At 62.2% G+C, this 17,686-nt stretch carries 21 protein-coding genes; 13 read left to right on the top strand and 8 right to left on the bottom strand.

Translation table 11 applies throughout. The annotated features are described in order from the left end of the window. Nucleotides 1-15 precede the first annotated feature (15 nt). Nucleotides 16-1,827 carry a glucans biosynthesis glucosyltransferase MdoH gene (mdoH, locus tag ACFSM5_RS00695; protein ID WP_379874071.1) on the bottom strand — a complete coding sequence of 604 codons (1,812 nt, stop codon included), beginning with the start codon at nt 1,825-1,827 and terminating at the stop codon, nt 16-18. Nucleotides 1,828-1,898: 71 nt separating this feature from the next. Here mdoH and ACFSM5_RS00690 point away from each other — a divergent pair, with 71 nt between their 5' ends. From ACFSM5_RS00690 to ACFSM5_RS00670, 5 genes are read left to right on the top strand one after another with little or no spacing between them, the layout of a single operon-like run. Next, on the top strand, nt 1,899-2,867 hold the full coding sequence (locus ACFSM5_RS00690) for a zinc-dependent alcohol dehydrogenase (protein ID WP_379874069.1): 969 nt from the start codon (nt 1,899-1,901) through the stop codon (nt 2,865-2,867). A gap of 31 nt (nt 2,868-2,898) precedes the next feature. Beyond that, on the top strand, nt 2,899-3,300 hold the full coding sequence (locus tag ACFSM5_RS00685) for a 6-pyruvoyl trahydropterin synthase family protein (RefSeq protein ID WP_379874067.1): 402 nt from the start codon (nt 2,899-2,901) through the stop codon (nt 3,298-3,300). Further along, a complete protein-coding gene (locus ACFSM5_RS00680) occupies nt 3,293-4,330 on the top strand; it encodes a glycosyltransferase family 4 protein (protein ID WP_379874065.1) in 1,038 nt (345 codons plus the stop codon). Before ACFSM5_RS00685 ends, ACFSM5_RS00680 begins: the two co-directional genes overlap by 8 nt. Beyond that, a complete protein-coding gene (locus ACFSM5_RS00675; RefSeq protein ID WP_379874063.1) occupies nt 4,327-5,085 on the top strand; it encodes a methyltransferase domain-containing protein in 759 nt (252 codons plus the stop codon). Before ACFSM5_RS00680 ends, ACFSM5_RS00675 begins: the two co-directional genes overlap by 4 nt. 47 nt (nt 5,086-5,132) lie before the next feature. Next, nucleotides 5,133-5,756 carry a LysE family translocator gene (locus ACFSM5_RS00670; protein ID WP_379874061.1) on the top strand — a complete coding sequence of 208 codons (624 nt, stop codon included), beginning with the start codon at nt 5,133-5,135 and terminating at the stop codon, nt 5,754-5,756. A gap of 2 nt (nt 5,757-5,758) precedes the next feature. Here the strand turns inward: ACFSM5_RS00670 and ACFSM5_RS00665 are convergent, their stop codons facing one another. The 3 genes from ACFSM5_RS00665 to ACFSM5_RS00655 are packed head-to-tail and all read right to left on the bottom strand — an operon-like array spanning nt 5,759 to nt 7,929. Beyond that, nucleotides 5,759-6,628, bottom strand: coding sequence for a hypothetical protein (locus ACFSM5_RS00665; RefSeq protein WP_379874059.1), 870 nt, complete (start codon nt 6,626-6,628; stop codon nt 5,759-5,761). A gap of 22 nt (nt 6,629-6,650) precedes the next feature. Continuing rightward, nucleotides 6,651-7,187 (bottom strand): cytochrome b, encoded by a 537-nt coding sequence (locus tag ACFSM5_RS00660; protein WP_379874056.1) that lies wholly within the window; start codon nt 7,185-7,187, stop codon nt 6,651-6,653. A gap of 1 nt (nt 7,188) precedes the next feature. Continuing rightward, nucleotides 7,189-7,929 carry a RibD family protein gene (locus ACFSM5_RS00655; RefSeq protein WP_379874053.1) on the bottom strand — a complete coding sequence of 247 codons (741 nt, stop codon included), beginning with the start codon at nt 7,927-7,929 and terminating at the stop codon, nt 7,189-7,191. A 57-nt stretch (nt 7,930-7,986) separates the two neighbouring features. On the opposite strand from ACFSM5_RS00655, the gene ribA reads away from it, so the two are divergent. Both ribA and ACFSM5_RS00645 read left to right on the top strand, forming a co-directional pair. Continuing rightward, nucleotides 7,987-9,102 carry a GTP cyclohydrolase II RibA gene (gene ribA / locus ACFSM5_RS00650; protein ID WP_379874050.1) on the top strand — a complete coding sequence of 372 codons (1,116 nt, stop codon included), beginning with the start codon at nt 7,987-7,989 and terminating at the stop codon, nt 9,100-9,102. Between the two features lie 145 nt (nt 9,103-9,247). Further along, nucleotides 9,248-9,793: a putative glycolipid-binding domain-containing protein gene (locus ACFSM5_RS00645; RefSeq protein WP_379874047.1), complete on the top strand. Its 546-nt coding sequence runs from the start codon at nt 9,248-9,250 to the stop codon at nt 9,791-9,793. Here ACFSM5_RS00645 and ACFSM5_RS00640 read toward each other — a convergent pair. Genes ACFSM5_RS00640 through ACFSM5_RS00625 form a run of 4 tightly spaced genes read right to left on the bottom strand, consistent with a single transcriptional unit; the run spans nt 9,790 to nt 13,113 of the window. After that, a complete protein-coding gene (locus ACFSM5_RS00640) occupies nt 9,790-10,164 on the bottom strand; it encodes a VOC family protein (protein WP_379874044.1) in 375 nt (124 codons plus the stop codon). The two genes, ACFSM5_RS00645 and ACFSM5_RS00640, sit on opposite strands and share 4 nt — an antisense overlap. Before the next feature lie 5 nt (nt 10,165-10,169). Then, nucleotides 10,170-10,910 carry a creatininase family protein gene (locus tag ACFSM5_RS00635; protein WP_379874042.1) on the bottom strand — a complete coding sequence of 247 codons (741 nt, stop codon included), beginning with the start codon at nt 10,908-10,910 and terminating at the stop codon, nt 10,170-10,172. A 9-nt stretch (nt 10,911-10,919) separates the two neighbouring features. Beyond that, nucleotides 10,920-11,522, bottom strand: coding sequence for a response regulator transcription factor (locus ACFSM5_RS00630; RefSeq protein WP_379874039.1), 603 nt, complete (start codon nt 11,520-11,522; stop codon nt 10,920-10,922). Nucleotides 11,523-11,553: 31 nt separating this feature from the next. Further along, the gene (locus ACFSM5_RS00625; protein ID WP_379874037.1) at nt 11,554-13,113 is read right to left on the bottom strand and encodes a sensor histidine kinase; all 1,560 of its coding nucleotides are present in this window, start codon (nt 13,111-13,113) and stop codon (nt 11,554-11,556) included. A gap of 233 nt (nt 13,114-13,346) precedes the next feature. On the opposite strand from ACFSM5_RS00625, the gene ACFSM5_RS00620 reads away from it, so the two are divergent. The 6 genes from ACFSM5_RS00620 to ACFSM5_RS00595 all read left to right on the top strand — a co-directional run bounded on the left by ACFSM5_RS00620 (nt 13,347) and on the right by ACFSM5_RS00595 (nt 17,660). Continuing rightward, nucleotides 13,347-14,282, top strand: coding sequence for a ribose-phosphate pyrophosphokinase (locus ACFSM5_RS00620; protein ID WP_379874034.1), 936 nt, complete (start codon nt 13,347-13,349; stop codon nt 14,280-14,282). A 117-nt stretch (nt 14,283-14,399) separates the two neighbouring features. Then, nucleotides 14,400-14,981: a 50S ribosomal protein L25/general stress protein Ctc gene (locus ACFSM5_RS00615; protein ID WP_379874031.1), complete on the top strand. Its 582-nt coding sequence runs from the start codon at nt 14,400-14,402 to the stop codon at nt 14,979-14,981. Nucleotides 14,982-15,005: 24 nt separating this feature from the next. Next, nucleotides 15,006-15,584 (top strand): aminoacyl-tRNA hydrolase, encoded by a 579-nt coding sequence (pth, locus tag ACFSM5_RS00610; protein ID WP_379874028.1) that lies wholly within the window; start codon nt 15,006-15,008, stop codon nt 15,582-15,584. Nucleotides 15,585-15,817: 233 nt separating this feature from the next. After that, the gene (locus tag ACFSM5_RS00605) at nt 15,818-16,087 is read left to right on the top strand and encodes a type II toxin-antitoxin system RelE/ParE family toxin (protein WP_379874025.1); all 270 of its coding nucleotides are present in this window, start codon (nt 15,818-15,820) and stop codon (nt 16,085-16,087) included. A 17-nt stretch (nt 16,088-16,104) separates the two neighbouring features. Then, nucleotides 16,105-16,731 carry a pyridoxamine 5'-phosphate oxidase gene (gene pdxH / locus ACFSM5_RS00600; protein WP_379874022.1) on the top strand — a complete coding sequence of 209 codons (627 nt, stop codon included), beginning with the start codon at nt 16,105-16,107 and terminating at the stop codon, nt 16,729-16,731. Beyond that, nucleotides 16,728-17,660 carry a cation diffusion facilitator family transporter gene (locus ACFSM5_RS00595; protein ID WP_379874020.1) on the top strand — a complete coding sequence of 311 codons (933 nt, stop codon included), beginning with the start codon at nt 16,728-16,730 and terminating at the stop codon, nt 17,658-17,660. The genes pdxH and ACFSM5_RS00595 overlap by 4 nt, the downstream gene beginning before the upstream one ends. Nucleotides 17,661-17,686: the final 26 nt, after the last annotated feature.

Here is a 17,686-nt window from a genome sequence, read left to right as displayed (position 1 = left end):
AGACCGGCTATAGGGTCAGGCCGGATCCCGGCTCGGGGCCGGGATGACAGGGCTTAGTTGGATTTCTGCGGCTTCCAACTTGCGCCCCTGCAGCTTCTCCACAATCTCCACCGCCTCGAATTCCTCCGGGATCGCACAGATGCGCCAGCGTGACGCCCAGCGGCCAAAGGCGGGTGACGCGGTCAGAACCGTGATCGGGATCGCTCCGAACAAGCCAACCAGCAAAGGCGCCGCCCAGGGCAGGGCGCCGGGTGCGCCGTGCCAGAGAATGGCCAGCAGCCCGGCGGCCAGCGCGAACTGTGGCCAGAGGCCCTTGGCGGCGGCACTCCAGGAGACGGCATAGCCGCTGCGGCGCTGGCTGCTCCAGATCACTGCCCGCCCAAACGGCAGCCCCGCCATGAACAGGGTTTCCGCAAGGGCGACAGAGGGGGCGAGCAGGGTCATGGAGATGAACTCCAGCAAGGCCCCGGCAGTGATCCGCAGAATGCCGCCGTAGCGGCGGCGTTCCCGCGCCTGCAGCAGCAGATCCAGAACGCCCAGCAGCTTAGGCGACAGGCTCATGCCGAACATCAGGCCGAAGAGGGTGAGACCCAGTTCCACCGGGAATACCTCGGTGCCGGTCTGGGGCAGGAACGGTTGAACAGCACCCAGCAGAATGAAGATGATCCAGGCAGGCGCGCCGATATACATCATCACCGCCAGGAACAGCTGAATGCGCGAGGCGGGCAGCAGCCCTTTCATGCCCAGCAGGCGGAAATACTGCATGTTGCCCTGGCACCAGCGCAGGTCGCGGGTGATGAAATCGGGCAGGGCCGGTGGGTTTTCTTCATAGGAGCCGCCTTCTTCGGGCAGGACACGCACCTCGAAACCGGCGCGGCGCATCAGGGCTGCCTCCACCTGATCATGGCTGAGGATCCGGCCACCCAGCGGCGGCTTGCCCGGCAGGATCGGCAGATGGCAATGGTCGCGGAAGGGGGCGATGCGGATCAGCGCGTTATGGCCCCAATAGGGGCCGCAGTCGCCCTGCCACCAGGCGCTGCCCATGGTGTAGGTCCGCATCCCCTGGCGCATGCCGAACTGGAACAGGCGGGCGAAGAAACTGTCGCTCGGCAAGCCGACTGCCAAGGTCTGGAGAATTCCAAGCTGCGGATTGGCCTGGCAGACCCGCACGAGGCGCAGCAGGGCCGGGGCGCTCATCAGGCTGTCAGCGTCCAGGGTGACCATGAAGTCATAGTCGGCACCCGCGCGCTCGCAGAACTCGCGGATATTGCCCGCCTTGTAGCCCGCGTTGTCGGTGCGGCGGCGGTAGTGAATCTCCTGGGGGAAAGGATCGGCGGCGCGCAGGGCTGCGATGGCGGCTTCTTCAGCCTCTATGCTGGCGGGGTCGCTGCTGTCGGACAGAAGATGGATGTGGAAGGCGCGGCCATGGCCGCTGGCTTCCAGGTCGGCGCGCATCAGGGCGATGCGCCGGGCAACCGGGGCAACATCCTCATGCCGGATGCACATCAAAAGCGCAGTGCGGGCCAGGATCGGATCGGCCTCGCTTGCTCGCGCCAGAGCTGGATTGACGATGGCTGCAGGGTTGCGGGTTAACCGCAGCAGCAGAAAGCCGATGAGGGCGTTCCAGAAACCCAGGATCGTCCAGGGAGCGCTGAGCAGGAAGCAGACGAGCAGGCCCATCTCCGCCCAATTCCAGCCATTGACCGATAATAATCTGGCCATCAGCATCCCAACCCCTGCCAAGGTCGTAAGGTTGAGGGCGCAGACGATCAACCGACGTATTGTCGGCTGCTCAATACTCGAGGTCGACGCGGCGCTGTCTCGCATACTTCGGGGCTCGCAGGCTGGGGACACTTCCTAAGAATACGGTCGGAAGCGGCAACAGGATGATAGGCAGGATGAAAAAACCGCAAGCTCTCTGGACGGTCGCGCCGAACGAAATGGAACTGCGGGACGTGGATCTGCCCGGCGCGCCGCCAGATGGGGCCGCGCGGGTGCGGGCGCTCTACAGCGGTGTGTCGCGCGGAACGGAACGCCTGGTGATGGGCGGGCATGTGCCGGAGGCCGAATGGCAGCGCATGCGGGCGCCGTTTCAGGAGGGGGATTTCCCCTTTCCGGTCAAATACGGCTACTCCCTGGTCGGCGAGGTGGTGGCCGGCTCGCCCGCCCTGGGCGGTCGCCGTGTCTTCGCCCTGGCCCCGCATCAGAGCCTCATCGATTTACCGGAGGCAGCCTTGCGCCCGATACCCGACGAGGTGCCGTCCACCCGTGCGATGCTGGCCGCTAATGTCGAAACGGCGCTGAACGCCTTGTGGGATGGCGCGGCGGGACCAGGAGATCGCATAGCGGTTGTCGGCGCCGGGCTTGTGGGCGGGTTGGTCGCAGCCCTGGCCAGCCGGTTGCCGGGGGCCGAGGTAACGCTGGTCGACCCCGACCCCAAGGCAGCGGAGCTGGCGCTGCATCTGCAATGCCGCTGGACCCGACCCGACGATCCGCCCACGGATTGTGATCTGGTCTTTCATGCTTCCGGTCGGGGAGAAGGGCTTTCGACGGCTATTGCCTGCGCCGGGTTCGAGGCAACGGTGGTCGAGATGTCCTGGTATGGCGCGACGCCCGTGACGGTGCCGCTGGGCGGGCGGTTCCATGCAGGCCGGATCCGGCTCGTTTCCTCGCAGGTCGGATCGGTTTCAACGGCCCGTCGCCCGCGCTGGGATTACGCCCGCAGATTGGGTAAGGCCCTCGATCTGCTGCGTGATCCTTTGTTCGATATCTTCGTTGGTACAGGGGTGCCGTTTGAGGAATCGGCGACTCGTCTTCCTGCCCTCCTGGAAACGGGTGGGGGTGCGGGACCATATCTATGCTATTGAAGCGATAAAGCAAAATTGGGAGGGGAAGCCCATGTACGCCTTGGAAGTTCGCGACCACATCATGATCGCCCACAGCCTGCCGCGCCCGGTCTTTGGCCCGGCCCAGGGGATGCATGGGGCGACCTTCATCGTCGATGTCGCGTTTTTCCGTGAGGAACTGGACTCCGACAATCTGGTCGTGGATATCGGCTTGGCAGCGACGGCCCTAAAGGCGGTGCTGGCGCCGTTGAACTACGGCAATCTGGATGCGGTGCTGCCGGGTGAGATCACGACCACGGAATTCCTGTGCCGCCATATCTTCGAAGGCATGAAGATCTCGATCCATCAGGGTAATCTTGGCGCTAATGCCGGTGGCCTGAGCCGGATGCGGGTGACGTTGGAAGAAAGCCACGTGGCGCGTGCCTGGTTCGAGGGTCCGCTCACCGATGCATGAGTTTGCCTTCGCGGTTCCTGGCGATATCAACCAGGCGACCGGCGGGTATGTGTACGATAGCCGACTGCTGGCGGAATGGCGCAAGGCGGGGCTCGATGTCCCGCTTCTTACCCTGCCCACGACCTATCCGGTCGTGAAACGTGCAACGCTCGCCGCCACGGCAGAAGCCCTGAAAGACAGTCCCGACACGATCATCGTCGATGGGCTGGCCTATGGTGTGCTACCGCCCGATTGGTTGCATGCTCAGCGCAAACGCTGGGTCGCGCTCGTCCATCATCCCCTGTGCCTGGAAACCGGCCTGACGCAGGAGCGGGCGGCGGAGCTGCGCCGCTCGGAGCTGGCTGCCCTGGCCTTGGCCGAACAGGTCATCTGCACCAGTCGGGTGACGGCCGATACGCTGCTGCGCGAATTTGGGGTTTCGGCCAAGCGGCTGTTGGTGGCCGAGCCGGGGGTCACGGTCTATCCACCGTCGATCCCGCTTGGGCCCGATCTGCTGCTGGCGGTCGGTAGCGTCATTCCGCGTAAAGGTTATGACGTGCTGGTCGCTGCCCTGGCGCAGGTTGCCGACCGGCCCTGGATCTGCCGGATCGTGGGCGGGTTCCGTGACCCGGCCCATGTCAAGGCACTTCGCCGTCAAATCGCCCAGGTCGGTTTGCAGACTCGCATCCTGCTGGTCGGGGAGCAGGCGGAGGAAGAACTCTATTCGCTCTATGGTCAGGCGACGCTGTTTGTCCATGCGGCCCATTATGAGGGGTTCGGAATGGCGCTGGCGGATGCGGTGGCCAGTGGTTTGCCCACCGTCGCGGCATCGGGCGGGGCCGTCGGTCAGATTCTGTCCTCCGGCTGTGCCGTCTTGGTGCCGCCGGGTGATGTCGAGGCTATGGCCAAGGAGATCGGCCGGTTGCTGGACGATGGGCGGGCGCGTAAGCGCTTGTCAGCCAAGGCCAAGACGGCGGCGGGGCGCTTCGGCAGTTGGGCTGGAAGTGCGGCAGCCGTTGCGGATTTCGTTCGAAAGGGGATCAAGGTATGAGCGGCTTTTCAAGCCAATGGCTCGCCCTGCGGGAACCGGCCGACCTGGCGGCGCGGGCGCCGGGGCTCTTGACGCGCCTGCGGGCCTGGGGAGGCTCCAGGGATCTGCGTGTTATGGATCTAGGCGCGGGGACCGGATCGACGCTCCGCAGTCTTGAGGCAACCTTGCCGCTGGCACGCTGGGTGCTGGCCGATGCCGACCTGGGTCTGCTGCTGGAAGCCAAGACCCGGCATCCGGCGGTGGAAACCGCGCAGATCGACCTGAGTGGCACCCCCTTGCCTGCGGTGGCGTGCGATCTTGTCACGGCTTCCGCCTTGCTGGATCTGGTGTCGGAGGAGTGGCTGGATCGGTTTTGCGATGCCTTAAGCGCTCGTAACCTGCCGCTCTATGCTGCGCTCAATTATGATGGCGTGATGGAATGGCATCCGGTGCATCACCTGGATGTCGCGATCACAACTGCGTTCAATCGCCATCAACAGACCGATAAGGGCCTAGGCCCCGCGCTGGGTCCGCTGGCGACCGAGGCGGTGCGCAAGCGTTTGGAAGCAGTCGGCTATAGCGTTGATATTCAGCCAAGCCCCTGGCGATTGCGCGATACGCCCCTGCATGCTGAACTGCTGGAGGGGATTGCCACCGCTGTTGGCGAGACAGGGCAGGTTCCAGGACATGCGATAGCCGACTGGCTTGCCTTCCGGCGCCTGAACGCCGGTGAAGCTTCAATCGGCCACTGGGATTTATTGGCCTTGCCAAGCTGACAAATCGATGGATTGCTCGATCCTTATAATCGGATAGGGAGAGAGTTATGTCCTTCGAACATTGGTTGGCGTTTGTTGCAGCCTCCGTCGTGCTGCTGGCGATCCCTGGGCCGACGGTTCTGCTGGTTATCTCCTATGCTCTCGGCCATGGCCGGAAAGCGGCAGCCGCGACGGTGGCCGGCGTCGCTCTTGGCGATTTCACCGCCATGACTGCGTCGATGCTGGGGCTTGGGGCTTTGCTCGCTGCCTCCGCTCTGCTGTTCACCGTGCTGAAGTGGGTGGGGGCCGCTTACCTTATCTATCTCGGCATCAAATTATGGCGGGCGCAGGTGTCGGCGGGCGATGGAGTGACGGCGGTGGCGGCCGAGCGCCCCTCGAAAATCTTCTTCAACGCCTATGCCGTGACCGCGCTGAATCCGAAAGGCATCGTCTTCTTCGTCGCCTTCCTGCCGCAGTTCCTGGATACGGCGCGTCCGGTGGTGCCGCAAATGGCAATCTTCATGGCGACCTTCCTGGTGCTCGCCACCGTCAATGTCCTGACCTATGCGACGCTCGCCTCATTGGCCCGGCGCCAGATCGGTCGACCCTCGGTCCAGAAGGCCATCAACCGCATCGGCGGTGGTTTCCTGATCGGCGCGGGAATTCTGACGGTCGCCTGGAAGCGGGCTTAGAGCTAACGGAGTAGGCTGTCGACCAGTTTCTGCGTCTGGACGACCAAGGCAGGGAAGTAGGGCTGCGTTGGTAATTCGCGGGTGATACAGGCCACCATTTCTTTATGGGCCTGCTCCTCAAGTGCCCAGATAGTGTCGAGTTGTTTCGGATCTTTATTCTTAGCCGCATTATAGGCCTCAAAAGCGCGGCGGCTGGCTTCTTCTGTAGCTTTACCGGCTGCCGAGCACGCCGGAATTGGTGCGACCGGAACGGCGGTATTTGTCTGCAGCATGAAGACCCGGTCGCCGCTGAGGAGAGAGAGGATGATGGTCTGCGGCATCTCCGGGCTCGAGTCCTGAGCAAAAAGCCCCAACAGCGCAGCTCCAGTGCTTTGGCCATCGGGCAGCACGACCGGAAGCTCAGCATAGCTGGTGAATCCGGAATCGGTCGAGAGGGCGTAAGTGTAGGTTTTGTCCAGACGTAGAGCTTCTTTGATGGACTTCGGCCGCTCGGGATCGCTGTCGAGCCAAGTTTGTAATAGCGCTTGCGTCGAGATCACAAGGGTGCTCCGCCCGCTATCAGTGCCCTCATAATAGAAGCCGTCGAGCTTACCGAACCCCTGTTCTTTGATCAGCGTTTCCAGATGAAGCTGCCCCTCCGGTGCAAAACCCTCAATGGCCGCTGAACCTATGAGGTTCTGTAACATTGGCTTCAATTCTGCGAGGCCCTGATTGTTCTTTTTGAGTACGGCATCGCTGTCGTGGGACGTCGCTTCCCGGTCGATCTCTTCAATGAGCCGATCTCGCTTGGCAAGATATGCTTCCAGCGGTGTCGCCGTCTGAGCTTCTGATGCGCAAGTGAGCGCAAGAACGCAGAACAATACCCTCTTCATGAAAACCTCCGGTTGTCGAAGGTTATAACATGCGACGAATCAGGCCGTCTCGCCGGATGAAGTGATGATGCAGGGCTGCGCCGATATGGGCGCCAATCAGGACCAGTAGGACCCAGGCTCCAAGTCCGTGCAGCCCCAGCAGCAGCTTTGATAGTGCTTCGTCCTTCTGGAAGAAGACCGGCACTTCGACAAGGCTCCAGACGAGGATCGGGGCGCCGAAGGCCTGGGTCCCGATCAGCCCTACGATCGGCTGGGCGAAGAAGGCGGCATAGAGCGCCAGATGCACACCGTTGGCCGCCAGTTGCTGGATCGGGGCAAGGCCCGGCACCGGGCCGGGGCGGGGGGTAAGGAAATGTACCGCCACCCGGATCGGCGCCAGCAGCAGGATCGTCACGCCGAGCGAGCGATGCAGGTCGAACAGGCTGTTCTGCAGCGAACCACCATCGATCCGGATCATGAGAAAGCCGGTGCAGAGGGCGGTCAGCATCATGGCCGCCATCATCCAATGCAGGATCTTCAGCGATGGGCTGTAGCGCTCGATTGTCTTCGTATCCGGCATCCTATCCTCGCATCTGGCAGTCGAAGAGAATCTCGCCATTGCCCAAGGGGTAGGAGCGGGTCGGCGGGCGCAAGGCCGCATCGACTTTGTCGATGGGGGGCAGTTGCAGCCCAGGGCGTCCCGACCCCAGGATCATCGGCGCTACCAGCAGATGCAGGCGGTCGAGCGCGCCAGCTTCGATGAAGCGCGACACCGTCACGGCGCCGCCCTCGACCAAGACCCTTCCGATCCCCATTTCCGCCAATCCTTGGGTGATGGCTTCAGGGGAGATACGGCCGGTACCATCGGGCAGATGCAGTATCTCGATACCGGCGGGGCGAGTGCGGGCGGCTTTCTGGATCACGATCCGGCGCACGCCGTCGTCGCGCAACGCCGCCACATCGTCAGGCATCCGGCCGGAGGGGTCGAGGATGATGCGGGCGGGCTGGGGACCTGCGACCCGTCGGACGGTCAGCTGCGGATTATCAGCCAGAACCGTGCCCACGCCCACCAACACCCCATCGCACAGGGCGCGCAGCCGATGCAGATGATCGAGGGCGGGGGCGCCATTGATATAATGGGAATGGCCGCTTTCGGTCGCTATCCGCCCGTCGAGCGACTGACCGAGCTGGGCCACGACCCAGCTTTTGCTGTCCAGCAATGGCGCGATCCAGCCCGGCGCGCCGTCTGGATGATGCCCGGCAAGCACCTCCTGCCAATTCTCTGTGACGGCTAAGTTATTTTCGGTGTCGGGTTGATCCATTTGGCCCTCTCGCGGGTATCTCCTAGGTCACGTCAGGAACGGGGAGGATAGCCGCCGATGTCGTCACGCTCGGAACGTCCGTCATTCTTTAGCGGTCTCGACCGCAATCGTCGACCGATTGAGGTGCAACGCGCCTTGGCCGAAGTTCGTGCCGGCCGCCCGGTGCGAATCATCGGTGCGGATCGCGAGCGGCTGGTTGCCTCTGCCGAATTGGCGGACCTCTCACTCTTGCAGGACATGCGGTCCCTGTCGTCGGAAGTCTCCCTGGTGATGGCGCCGCCGCGTCTCTCGCGCCTTGGCATTACCAGCGATATCGCCATGCGGATGCCGGTCGCGGACAATCTCGCGCTGATTGCCGACCTGATCGCCGCACCACAGCCGCGTCAGCCTGCCGCAATGGTATCGGCCAGCGTTGCCGAGATTGCGGGACTCGAGCTGATGCGCCTCGCGTTGCTGCTGCCCGCCTTGGTGGCGGTGGAGGTGCAGGACGAACAGCGCGAGAGCTTGGGTGGCCTGCTTTCTGTTTCGGTAGATGCCATCATCGCCTTCCGCAGCGAGGCTGCCGAGGCAATGGAGATCGTCAGCCGTGCCCGGGTGCCGCTGGTGGAGGCTGCCGACGCCGAGTTTGTCGTCTTCCGGGGCGGCGACGCTCAGCGCGATCAGGTGGCGATCCTGATCGGCAATCCTGATCCATCCGAGCCTGTGGATGTCCGCCTGCATTCCGCCTGCCTGACCGGGGACCTGTTCGGTTCGCTGCGCTGCGATTGCGGCGACCAGTTGCGTCGCGCGGTCGGGGAAATGGCGGAGCGGGGCGGGGTGCTGCTCTACCTCGATCAAGAGGGGCGCGGCACAGGCATCGCCACCAAGATGCGCGCCTATGGCCTGCAGGACGAGGGATTGGACACGGTTGAAGCCGATGCCCTACTGGGGTACGGCGTCGACGAGCGGCGCTATGACGTTGCCGCCCAGATGCTCAAGCAGTTGGGCTTCCAGCGGGTGGCGCTGATGACCAACAACCCGGACAAGGTTGCTGCTCTGCGCCAAGCCGGACTGGAGATCGTCAGCCGCACCGCCATCTTCGGCGCCGTCACCGCCCAGAACCGCCGCTATCTCAACGCCAAGGCGACGAAGGCAGGCCACATGCTGGGCGAACTGGCCCTGGGCGGAGACTGACGAGCGCCAAACAAAATCTCGTCATCCCGGACTTGATCCGGGATCTCATGTAGACTGACTGCGTCGAAAAGTCGGTATGAGACTGGCCACCCAAGATCCCGGATCAAGTTCGGGATGACAGGCTTGCTTGAAGCGGGAGGTGACGATGATGCAGACGGCATCCTGGCGCAGATTGGACGTAACAGGACGCGATAGCGTTCGCCTGATCGCGGCCGACAGCGGTCATCGTCTGGAAGGGCGCGCTTCCTTCGACCATCAGGGCGATGAAGCCCGACTCGATTATGCAGTCACTCTTGATGCCGACTGGCGCCCGACACGGGGGATTGTCTCCGGCTGGATCGGAGCGCGGCCGGTGGAGCGGCTCATCCTGCATGACGGCCATGGCTGGACGCTGGATGGGCGATCGGTTGGTCTCAGTCACTGCATCGATCTCGATTTCGGCTTCACCCCCGCCACCAACTTTCAGCAGATCCGGCGTCTGGATCTCGCTATCGGAGAAACGGCGGAGCTCATGGTCGCCTGGCTCGATGATGAAGCGGCGAGCCTCACGGAACTGCGCCAGCAGTACGAGCGAACCGGAGAACATACCTATCGTTACGTCTCGCCCGATCATGGGTATGAGGCGGTGCTGGAGCTTGCTCCGAACGGCTTTGTTAAACTCTATCCCGATCTCTGGGTGATGGTGAGCTAGCCTGCGGCCGCCTGGATGGCGATGCGATTTCCTTCGCTGTCGCTGATCTCGGCAACGAACAGCTTCCCGTCACCGACATCCGTTTTGGGAAACAGCAGGCGGCTCCCCTGCTGTTCGGCCTTGGCGAGGGTATCGTCGATATCCGAAACGCCAAGATAGAGGATCGCCCCGTTAAGAGTCGGCACATAGGCATCGCCCTCGGCCAACGCGCCGCTGGCACCATCCATGCCCGAGGTGAAGGGGAAATAGGCCATCCGGTTGCCGTGGATCTCCACGATCTCGCCGAACTCGATCCCGAACACAGCAGCATAGAAACCCATCGCCCGTTCGATATCGAGCACGGGGATTTCGACATGCAGGATCAGATTCACGGCGCCTAACTCAGGCTCCGCGCCGTCGCCATCTGATCGAGCAGGTGGCCGAAGCCGTCGGCGGCATGGTCCAGCAGCGTCTCGCCGATGCGGGCTGATGCTAGTTCCGGGCGCCCAATGGTGCCGCTGGGGCTGAGGTCGGAGGTCATCCACCCCCAGCCGATAGGGCCTTGGGGCGCCAGCAGCGGTGGCAGGCCATCCGTGATCGCGGGGCTCGATTTCGCCTTGCCGACCATGCCGGGATCCAGCGCCAGCATGATGGAGGTTTCCATCCAGCCGCCGTGCCAGTCCTGGGCCGGGTCGGCTGGGGCCTGGAACGCTTCAGGCAGGCCGAAGTCCAGCCAATGGGCATTGGCGACCAGCATCTTGCAGCGGGTACGCAGTTTCAGGGCAGCGATCTCGGCCAGCGCGCGATTTCCGCCGTGGCCGTTGGCAAGGACAAGGCGGGTGATGCCGGTCCGGGCCAAACCTTCGCCGATGGCGAGGATCTGGGCGATCATGGCCTCGGCATCCTGGGACAAGGTCCCCGGACGGTCGGCATGCTCCGCCGATGCACCCAGCCACAGGCAGGGCAGGCGGGCGACAGGCTGAGCGGTTGCGACCCGATCCAGGATCGCTTCGATGATAATACGGTCCGTCGCGAGCGGCAGATGGGAGCCATGGGCTTCCATCGCCGCCAGCGGCAAGACGGCCGTGGTCAGCTTTGAGGCTGTCGCCTGTGTCAGGCGACCGAAATCAATGAGCATTGGCTAGGGCTACGGCTTGATCAGACCGGCGCTCACAGCTTTGACGGCGGCCTGCACGCGGGTCACCACGTCCAGCTTGCGCATGGCGTTTTCCACGTGGAAGTTCACCGTGCGCTCCGAAATCCCCAGCACGGTCGCGATTTCAGCCGAGGATTTGCCACGAGACACCCAGGTCAGGGTCTCCAGCTCACGCTCGGTCAGGTCGGTGCCGACCTGGGCCATCTCGGCCCGGCGCCCGGCGGCGCGCGACAGGCGGGTCTTCACGATTTCCAGCAGAATGTCGAAATCGATCGGCTTGGTCACATAGTCATCGGCGCCCAGACGGCGGCCTTTGAGCACATTGTCGCGATCGGTCAGGGCGGTCAGGAAGATGAACGGCACCTGCCAGTAACCCGGCGAGCTTGCCGTCAGGCGCTCCAACAAGTCAAAGCCGGTCATGCCGGGGAGCAGCACATCGCACAGGATAAGATCGGGCTGAAAGGACAGCGCCTCATTCAGGCCCGCGCGTCCATCTGCAACGGATCGGACCACGTAGCCAGCTTCCTCCAGCTCCTCGACCAGGAGTTCGCGGGTGTCGGGATCGTCTTCAATGCAAAGGATTTTCGACGTCACGTTTTTTTCTCCCCAGGGCAACGACTAGCGGTCATTGAATAGCGACGGTAACGGCTTGTTGGATCGGCAGGCGGATCGTAAAGCGCGATCCTTCGCCAAGGCGGCTGTCGACATCGAGCATACCGCTATGCATACGCACAATCTGGTCCACGAAGTAAAGCCCCACGCCAGTTCCCGGTGTCATGGCGACGTTGCTGGCGCGATAGAAGCGACCAAGAATCCGGTCGCGCTCCGTTTCAGGAATGCCTACGCCGCGATCGATGACCGAGATCAGCACGTCATCCTCATGACTCCCCGCAGTAACGGTTACCGGTTCGCCCGGCGGGGAGTATTTGAGCGCGTTTGACACGAGATTGCCAACTGCATGTTCAACCAGTTTTGGATCCGCCTCGATGATGTCGGGCAGCGGCCCCAGGATCAGTTCGACCGTACGGCGCGGGTGCTGATCGCGGTAGCGGTTGACCACTTCCTTCAGCAGAGTGACGACGTCGAGCGGGCGTGGCAGGCAGAGCGGGGCGGCATCGTCCCACTGCGCGGTGCGGGTCACACTGTCGATCAGGTCGGTCATTCGGATCACCGCCGACCGGATGCGCCCGCAGCGCTCCTCGATATCATCTGTCGTGACCCGATTGCCGAGTTTCTGCAGCCGCCGGGCATGGCCGTCGATGGCGGTTAGCGGGGTGCGGAACTCGTGGCTGGCCATGGTGATGAAATTGCGCTGCTGATCCATCAGTTCGCGTTCGCGCGTCAGGCTGTTGGTCAGCGCCATGGTGTTGTCGCGGAAGACCTCAATGGTGCGCGCCATGGCTCCGATCTCGTCCTGGCGAGTGGTATGCAACACCTCGGTATCGATATCGCCGCTGGCGATGGCCCGCATGATCCGTTCAAGGTTGAGCAGCGGTCGCGAGAAGTCGAAGGCGACCAGCACCATCGCGCCGATGGACAGCAGCAGGCTCGCCCCGACCAGAATCAGGAACAGCTGGCGGGCCTCATCGAATGCCAAGGCGATCCGCGCCCGTTCGCGACCGGCCAGTTCCCGGTCCCGTTTGGTGATCAGGTCCAGGGTGCGGTTATATTCGACGTACTTCTGTCGCGACTCACCGCGATATAGGAGTGTTGCCTCTGAGGTGTGGCCGTTCGAGGACAACCCGATCATGCGCGAGGAGATACGCTGATAATCGTTCCAGCCTTTCGCAAATTTTTCGATCTCATCATCCATCGGCAGCCCCGACTTCTTGATGAGTTCGCGATAATCCGACAGCTGTTGCGAGAGGGTGTTGGAGGCATTCGCCAGCGCGCCGGCGATGGAAATCATCTCGTTCGGGTCCGGGGCGACGACATGGCCGATTTCCATGCGACGATAGTCGGAGAAGAGACTTTGCAGACTGCCGACAACCTGCAGGCGCTCCATCCAGATATCGGAAATCTCACTGGCGCCCTTGTTCAGCTCCTGCAATGCCCGCAGGCCGACGCCCCCGATGACGGTCGGCAAAGCAAAGAAGGCAATCACCAGCAGCGCGAACTTGAGGCGCAGCGACGCGTGTTTCATCGGCAAGGGCTCAACGGGGCGGGGCGTTTCGGCTGCAGGCATGCCCGAAACCTCTTTATTAACTATGAGCTAACGAGGGCGAAGCTAAGTCCTGGGAAATCTGACAGGGGCTAGCTTAACGCACGAAAGAGGGAAAGGGTGCGCAAAACGCATGCCCCTATACATGTGTCAGTTGGTTTACAGACAGGAGCGCCGTTGATATGGTCCGCGCGCTCACGGTCAAAGCCTTCTGCTTTGGCCGTTTTCCATACGTGAATCAGGGTTCGGGACGCGCCATGAAGATTCTCACCGGTAATAGCAACCGCCCATTGGCCGAGGCGATCGCAGCGTACTTGAACCTGCCGCTGACGCGGGCCAGCGTTAAGCGCTTCTCGGACATGGAAGTCTTCGTGGAAATCCACGAAAATGTCCGCGGCGAGGATGTGTTCGTCGTTCAGTCGACCTCTTTCCCGGCCAACGACAATCTGATGGAACTGCTGGTGACGCTCGACGCGCTGAAGCGCAGCTCGGCCCGCCGCATCACCACCGTCATTCCTTACTTCGGCTATGCCCGCCAGGACCGCCGCTCCAGCCCCCGCACGCCGATCTCGGCCAAGCTGGTGGCGAACCTGATCACCACTGCCGGTGCCGACCGTGTTCTGACACTCGATCTGCACGCCGGTCAGATCCAGGGCTTCTTCGATATCCCGACCGACAATCTGTTTGCAGCCCCGGTGTTCGTGAAGGACATCCAGGAGCGCTTCCAGGATACGAGCGATGTCACCATCGTCTCGCCGGACGTCGGCGGCGTGGTCCGTGCCCGTGCCATCGCCCAGCGCCTGGACTGCAACCTGGCCATCATCGACAAGCGCCGCGAAAAGGCGGGCGTGTCGGAAGTCATGAACATCATCGGTGAAGTGCAGGGGCAGCGCTGTCTGCTGGTCGATGATATCGTTGATAGCGCCGGTACCCTCTGCAATGCCGCTTCGGCTCTGATGAAGGCCGGTGCCAAGTCGGTCTTCGCCTATGTGACCCACGGCGTTCTGTCGGGCGGCGCGGTCGAGCGTGTGACCAACTCGCCGCTGGAAAAGCTGATCATCACCGACAGCATCGGCGCGACCGAGGCCGTGCGTGGCGCTCATAATATCCAGCAACTGACCATCGCTCCGCTGATTGCCGAAGCCATCCGCCGCGTTTCGGAAGAAAAGTCGGTTTCGAGCCTGTTCTATTGATCTTCGGCGGAAAATACGTATTCTCCGCCGATCCGACGTTCGGCACCCCTGGAGGCCGGCGTCGATACCGTATTGGGAATGGTTCCGATACGGCGCTTAACCTAAGTGAGTAATGCAATGTCGCAAGTTTCCGTCTTCAACGCCGAAGCGCGTGACCGGGCCGGTAAAGGGGCCGCCCGTGCCGTCCGTCGTGCCGGTCGTATCCCCGCTGTCATCTATGGCAACAAGCAAGAGCCGCTCATGATCTCGCTTGAGCCGCGCGAACTGACCAAGGAGCTGCATCGTGGCGGCTTCTATTCGCGCCTGTTCGACATCACTGTCGACGGCAAGAAGCATCGCGCGCTTGCTCGCGACGTCCAGTTCCATCCGGTGACGGACGTTCCCGAACATGTCGACTTCCTGCGCATCAGCGCCGACTCGACCATCCGCGTCAATGTTCCGGTTCACTTCGTGAACCAGGAAAAGTCGCCGGGCATCAAGAAGGGCGGCCTGCTGAACATCGTTCTGCACGCTGTCGAACTCGAAGTTGCTGCTGCCGACATCCCCGATCATCTGACCGTGGATCTGTCGAAGTACGACATCAACGCTTCGATCCATATCTCGATGATCGAGATTCCGAAGAGCGCAAAGCTGCTGCACGCCGAGACCGACTTCACCGTCGCGACCATCGTTCCGCAGTCGGGCGCTGCCGAAGCGTAACGTCTAAAGATATCGGTTCGGTTCATGTGGCTTTTTGTCGGATTGGGTAACCCCGGCCGCGAGTACGCCAAGAACCGGCACAATATCGGCTTCATGGCGGCGGACGAAATCGTCCGCCGCCATCGCTTTTCCGGCTGGAAGGCCGACCGGAAGCTGATGGGCGAAGTCGCCGATGGCGAGATCGCGGGCGAGAAGATCGTCGTCCTGAAGCCCATGACCTATATGAATCTCTCGGGCGACAGCGTCGGTGCAGTCGCGCGTTTCTATAAGATCCCTATCGGGAATATCTGCGTCTTCCACGACGAGCTCGACCTGCCGCCGGGCAAGGTACGCGTCAAGAAGGGCGGGGGCCATGGCGGCCACAATGGCCTGAAGTCCATCGATGCCCATTGCGGCAAGGACTATTGGCGCGTGCGCCTCGGCATCGGCCATCCGGGCGACAAGAACCTCGTCAGCCCCTATGTATTGGGTGATTTCTTCAAGTCCGAAACCTGGGTCGACCCCCTGGTGGATGCTGTGGCTGAGGCCGCAGGTGACCTGACAAGCGGCTCCGAAGTTGCCTTCATGAACAAGATCGCGCTCCAATTGCCGGTGGCGAAGTAAGGCGACAGGCCCTTATGGGCCATGGGGTCGACATGGGGCCATTCTGATGCCATTCTGACCCCTATGAAGACGGCCCGCAAAATCATAGATGACGATCCCGAAACGGCACAATTGCGTCAGGCCGTGGAAGAAGCGCGTTTGGCGGCTGCTAAGGGTGATCTCATCCCTCATGAAAAGGTTCGCGATTGGCTATTAAGCCTCGCTACGGGAGATCGTAAGGATCCGCCGACGCCGTGAGGGTCGTTTGGACAGGGCCTGCGGTTAAAGATATCGCGGCTCATTCTGCATATTTGAACCAAGTAAACCCGTTAGCGGCTCAGGCGCTGGCCATTGCGCTCTTTACAGCTGGCGACAGCCTTGCGGCTTTACCTTTGCGGGGCCGCGTCGGACGCCTTGCAGATACGCGAGAACTGCTTGCCGTATCACCCTATGTCATTGTTTATGAAGTCGGCGTCGATGCCGTAACGATTCTTCGTATCTGGCACGGCTCACTCCTGGCCTAAACTACTAGGACCTCAGCATGTCCATCGATACCGGCGGTACGACCCGCACCGATCCCATTCCCGACGTTGCCGATCCTTATGCGTTGTTCGCCGATTGGTTCGCCGAGGCAAAAACCAAAGAGATCAACGATCCCAACGCCATGTATCTGGCGACCAGCACACCCGATGGCTTCCCATCCTCGCGTGCCGTGCTGATGAAGGATTACGACCCGCGAGGTTTTGTCTTCTACACGAACTATGAAAGCCGTAAGGGCGGGGAGCTTTTGAGCAATCCGCGCTGCGCGCTGCTGTTCCATTGGAAGACCATGGAGCGTCAGGTTCGGGTCGAGGGGACTGCTATCCCCGTGATGCCGGAAGAGGCCGACGCCTATTACGCCAGCCGCCCCTATGGCAGCCGCATTGGCGCCTGGGCGTCCAGTCAGTCCCGACCGCTCGACGGGCGCGACACGCTGGTCAAGCGCGTGGCCGAGGTCGAAGCGGAATATCCCAGTGAAACCGTGCCGCGTCCTCCCCATTGGTCGGGCTTCCGGGTAACGCCTGTCAGAATCGAATTCTGGCAGGCCATGCCTTTTCGTCTCCATGACCGCATCGTCTACAGCGCGGTAGACGGCGGCGGCTGGACCACCGGGCGCCTCTATCCATGACCACGGCGGTGCGATCAGCCACCTTAGCCGAACGCAATCGCCTGACTCGGATTGCGGCGCAGGCCAGTGTGACTGTCGCGCTCATCCTGGTCACCGGCAATGCTTTTGCCTATTTGCAGACGGGGTCGGTCGCGGTTCTGTCGGCCCTGGTGGATAGCGCGCTCGACGTTGGTGCGTCGCTGATGAATGCTGCCGCCATCTGGTATTCTCATAAACCACCCGACGCCGAACATCGCTTTGGACACGGTAAAGTCGAGGCGTTGGCTGGTTTGGGGCAGGCGAGCCTGATCGGTGGTTCGGCCGTGTTCTTGCTGACCGAAGCCGTGCAACGGGTCATCGCCCCCCAGACACCGGTTTCGCCCGAGGTCGGTATCGCGATGGCTGCTTTTGCTTTGATTATTACGGGCGGTTTGGTTGCGTTCCAATCCTATGTGATGAAGCGCACCCAGTCGGTTGCGGTGGCGGCAGACAGTCTGCATTACCGCTCCGATCTGCTGCTGAACGGCGGGGTGATTCTGGCCCTGAGCCTAAGTCATTTTATCGGCTGGCCCTACTTCGATCCGCTGTTTGCCTGCCTGACCGGCGCGCTGGTCCTGAAAGGGGCGGCGAGCATCGTTGTCACCTCCGCCAATATGCTGATGGACCGTGAATTGCCGGAGGCGGTGCATAACGAGATCGTGTCCCTCGTCACGGCCACGCCGGGTGTCCTGGGCGTGCATGATATCCGTACGCGCGGTGCGGGGCCGGATACCTTCATCCAGCTTCACCTGGAACTCCCGGACGAGATGAAGCTAATCGACGCCCATGTGATCACGGATGACGTCGAAGCGCGCCTGCACGCAGCCTTCCCCGGCGCCCATATCATCACCCATCAGGACCCCCATGGCGTGGTGATGAAGGCGCGGGCGGGGAAGAGGGAGCTGCCTTAAGCTTTCGTGTTTTTGCAGCTTTTGGT

Source organism: Lacibacterium aquatile (genome assembly GCF_042683105.1).
GTDB lineage: Bacteria > Pseudomonadota > Alphaproteobacteria > Elsterales > Elsteraceae > Lacibacterium > Lacibacterium aquatile.
Note: the sequence above shows the minus strand (reverse complement) of the source record. Positions and strands in the feature narration are given on the sequence as shown.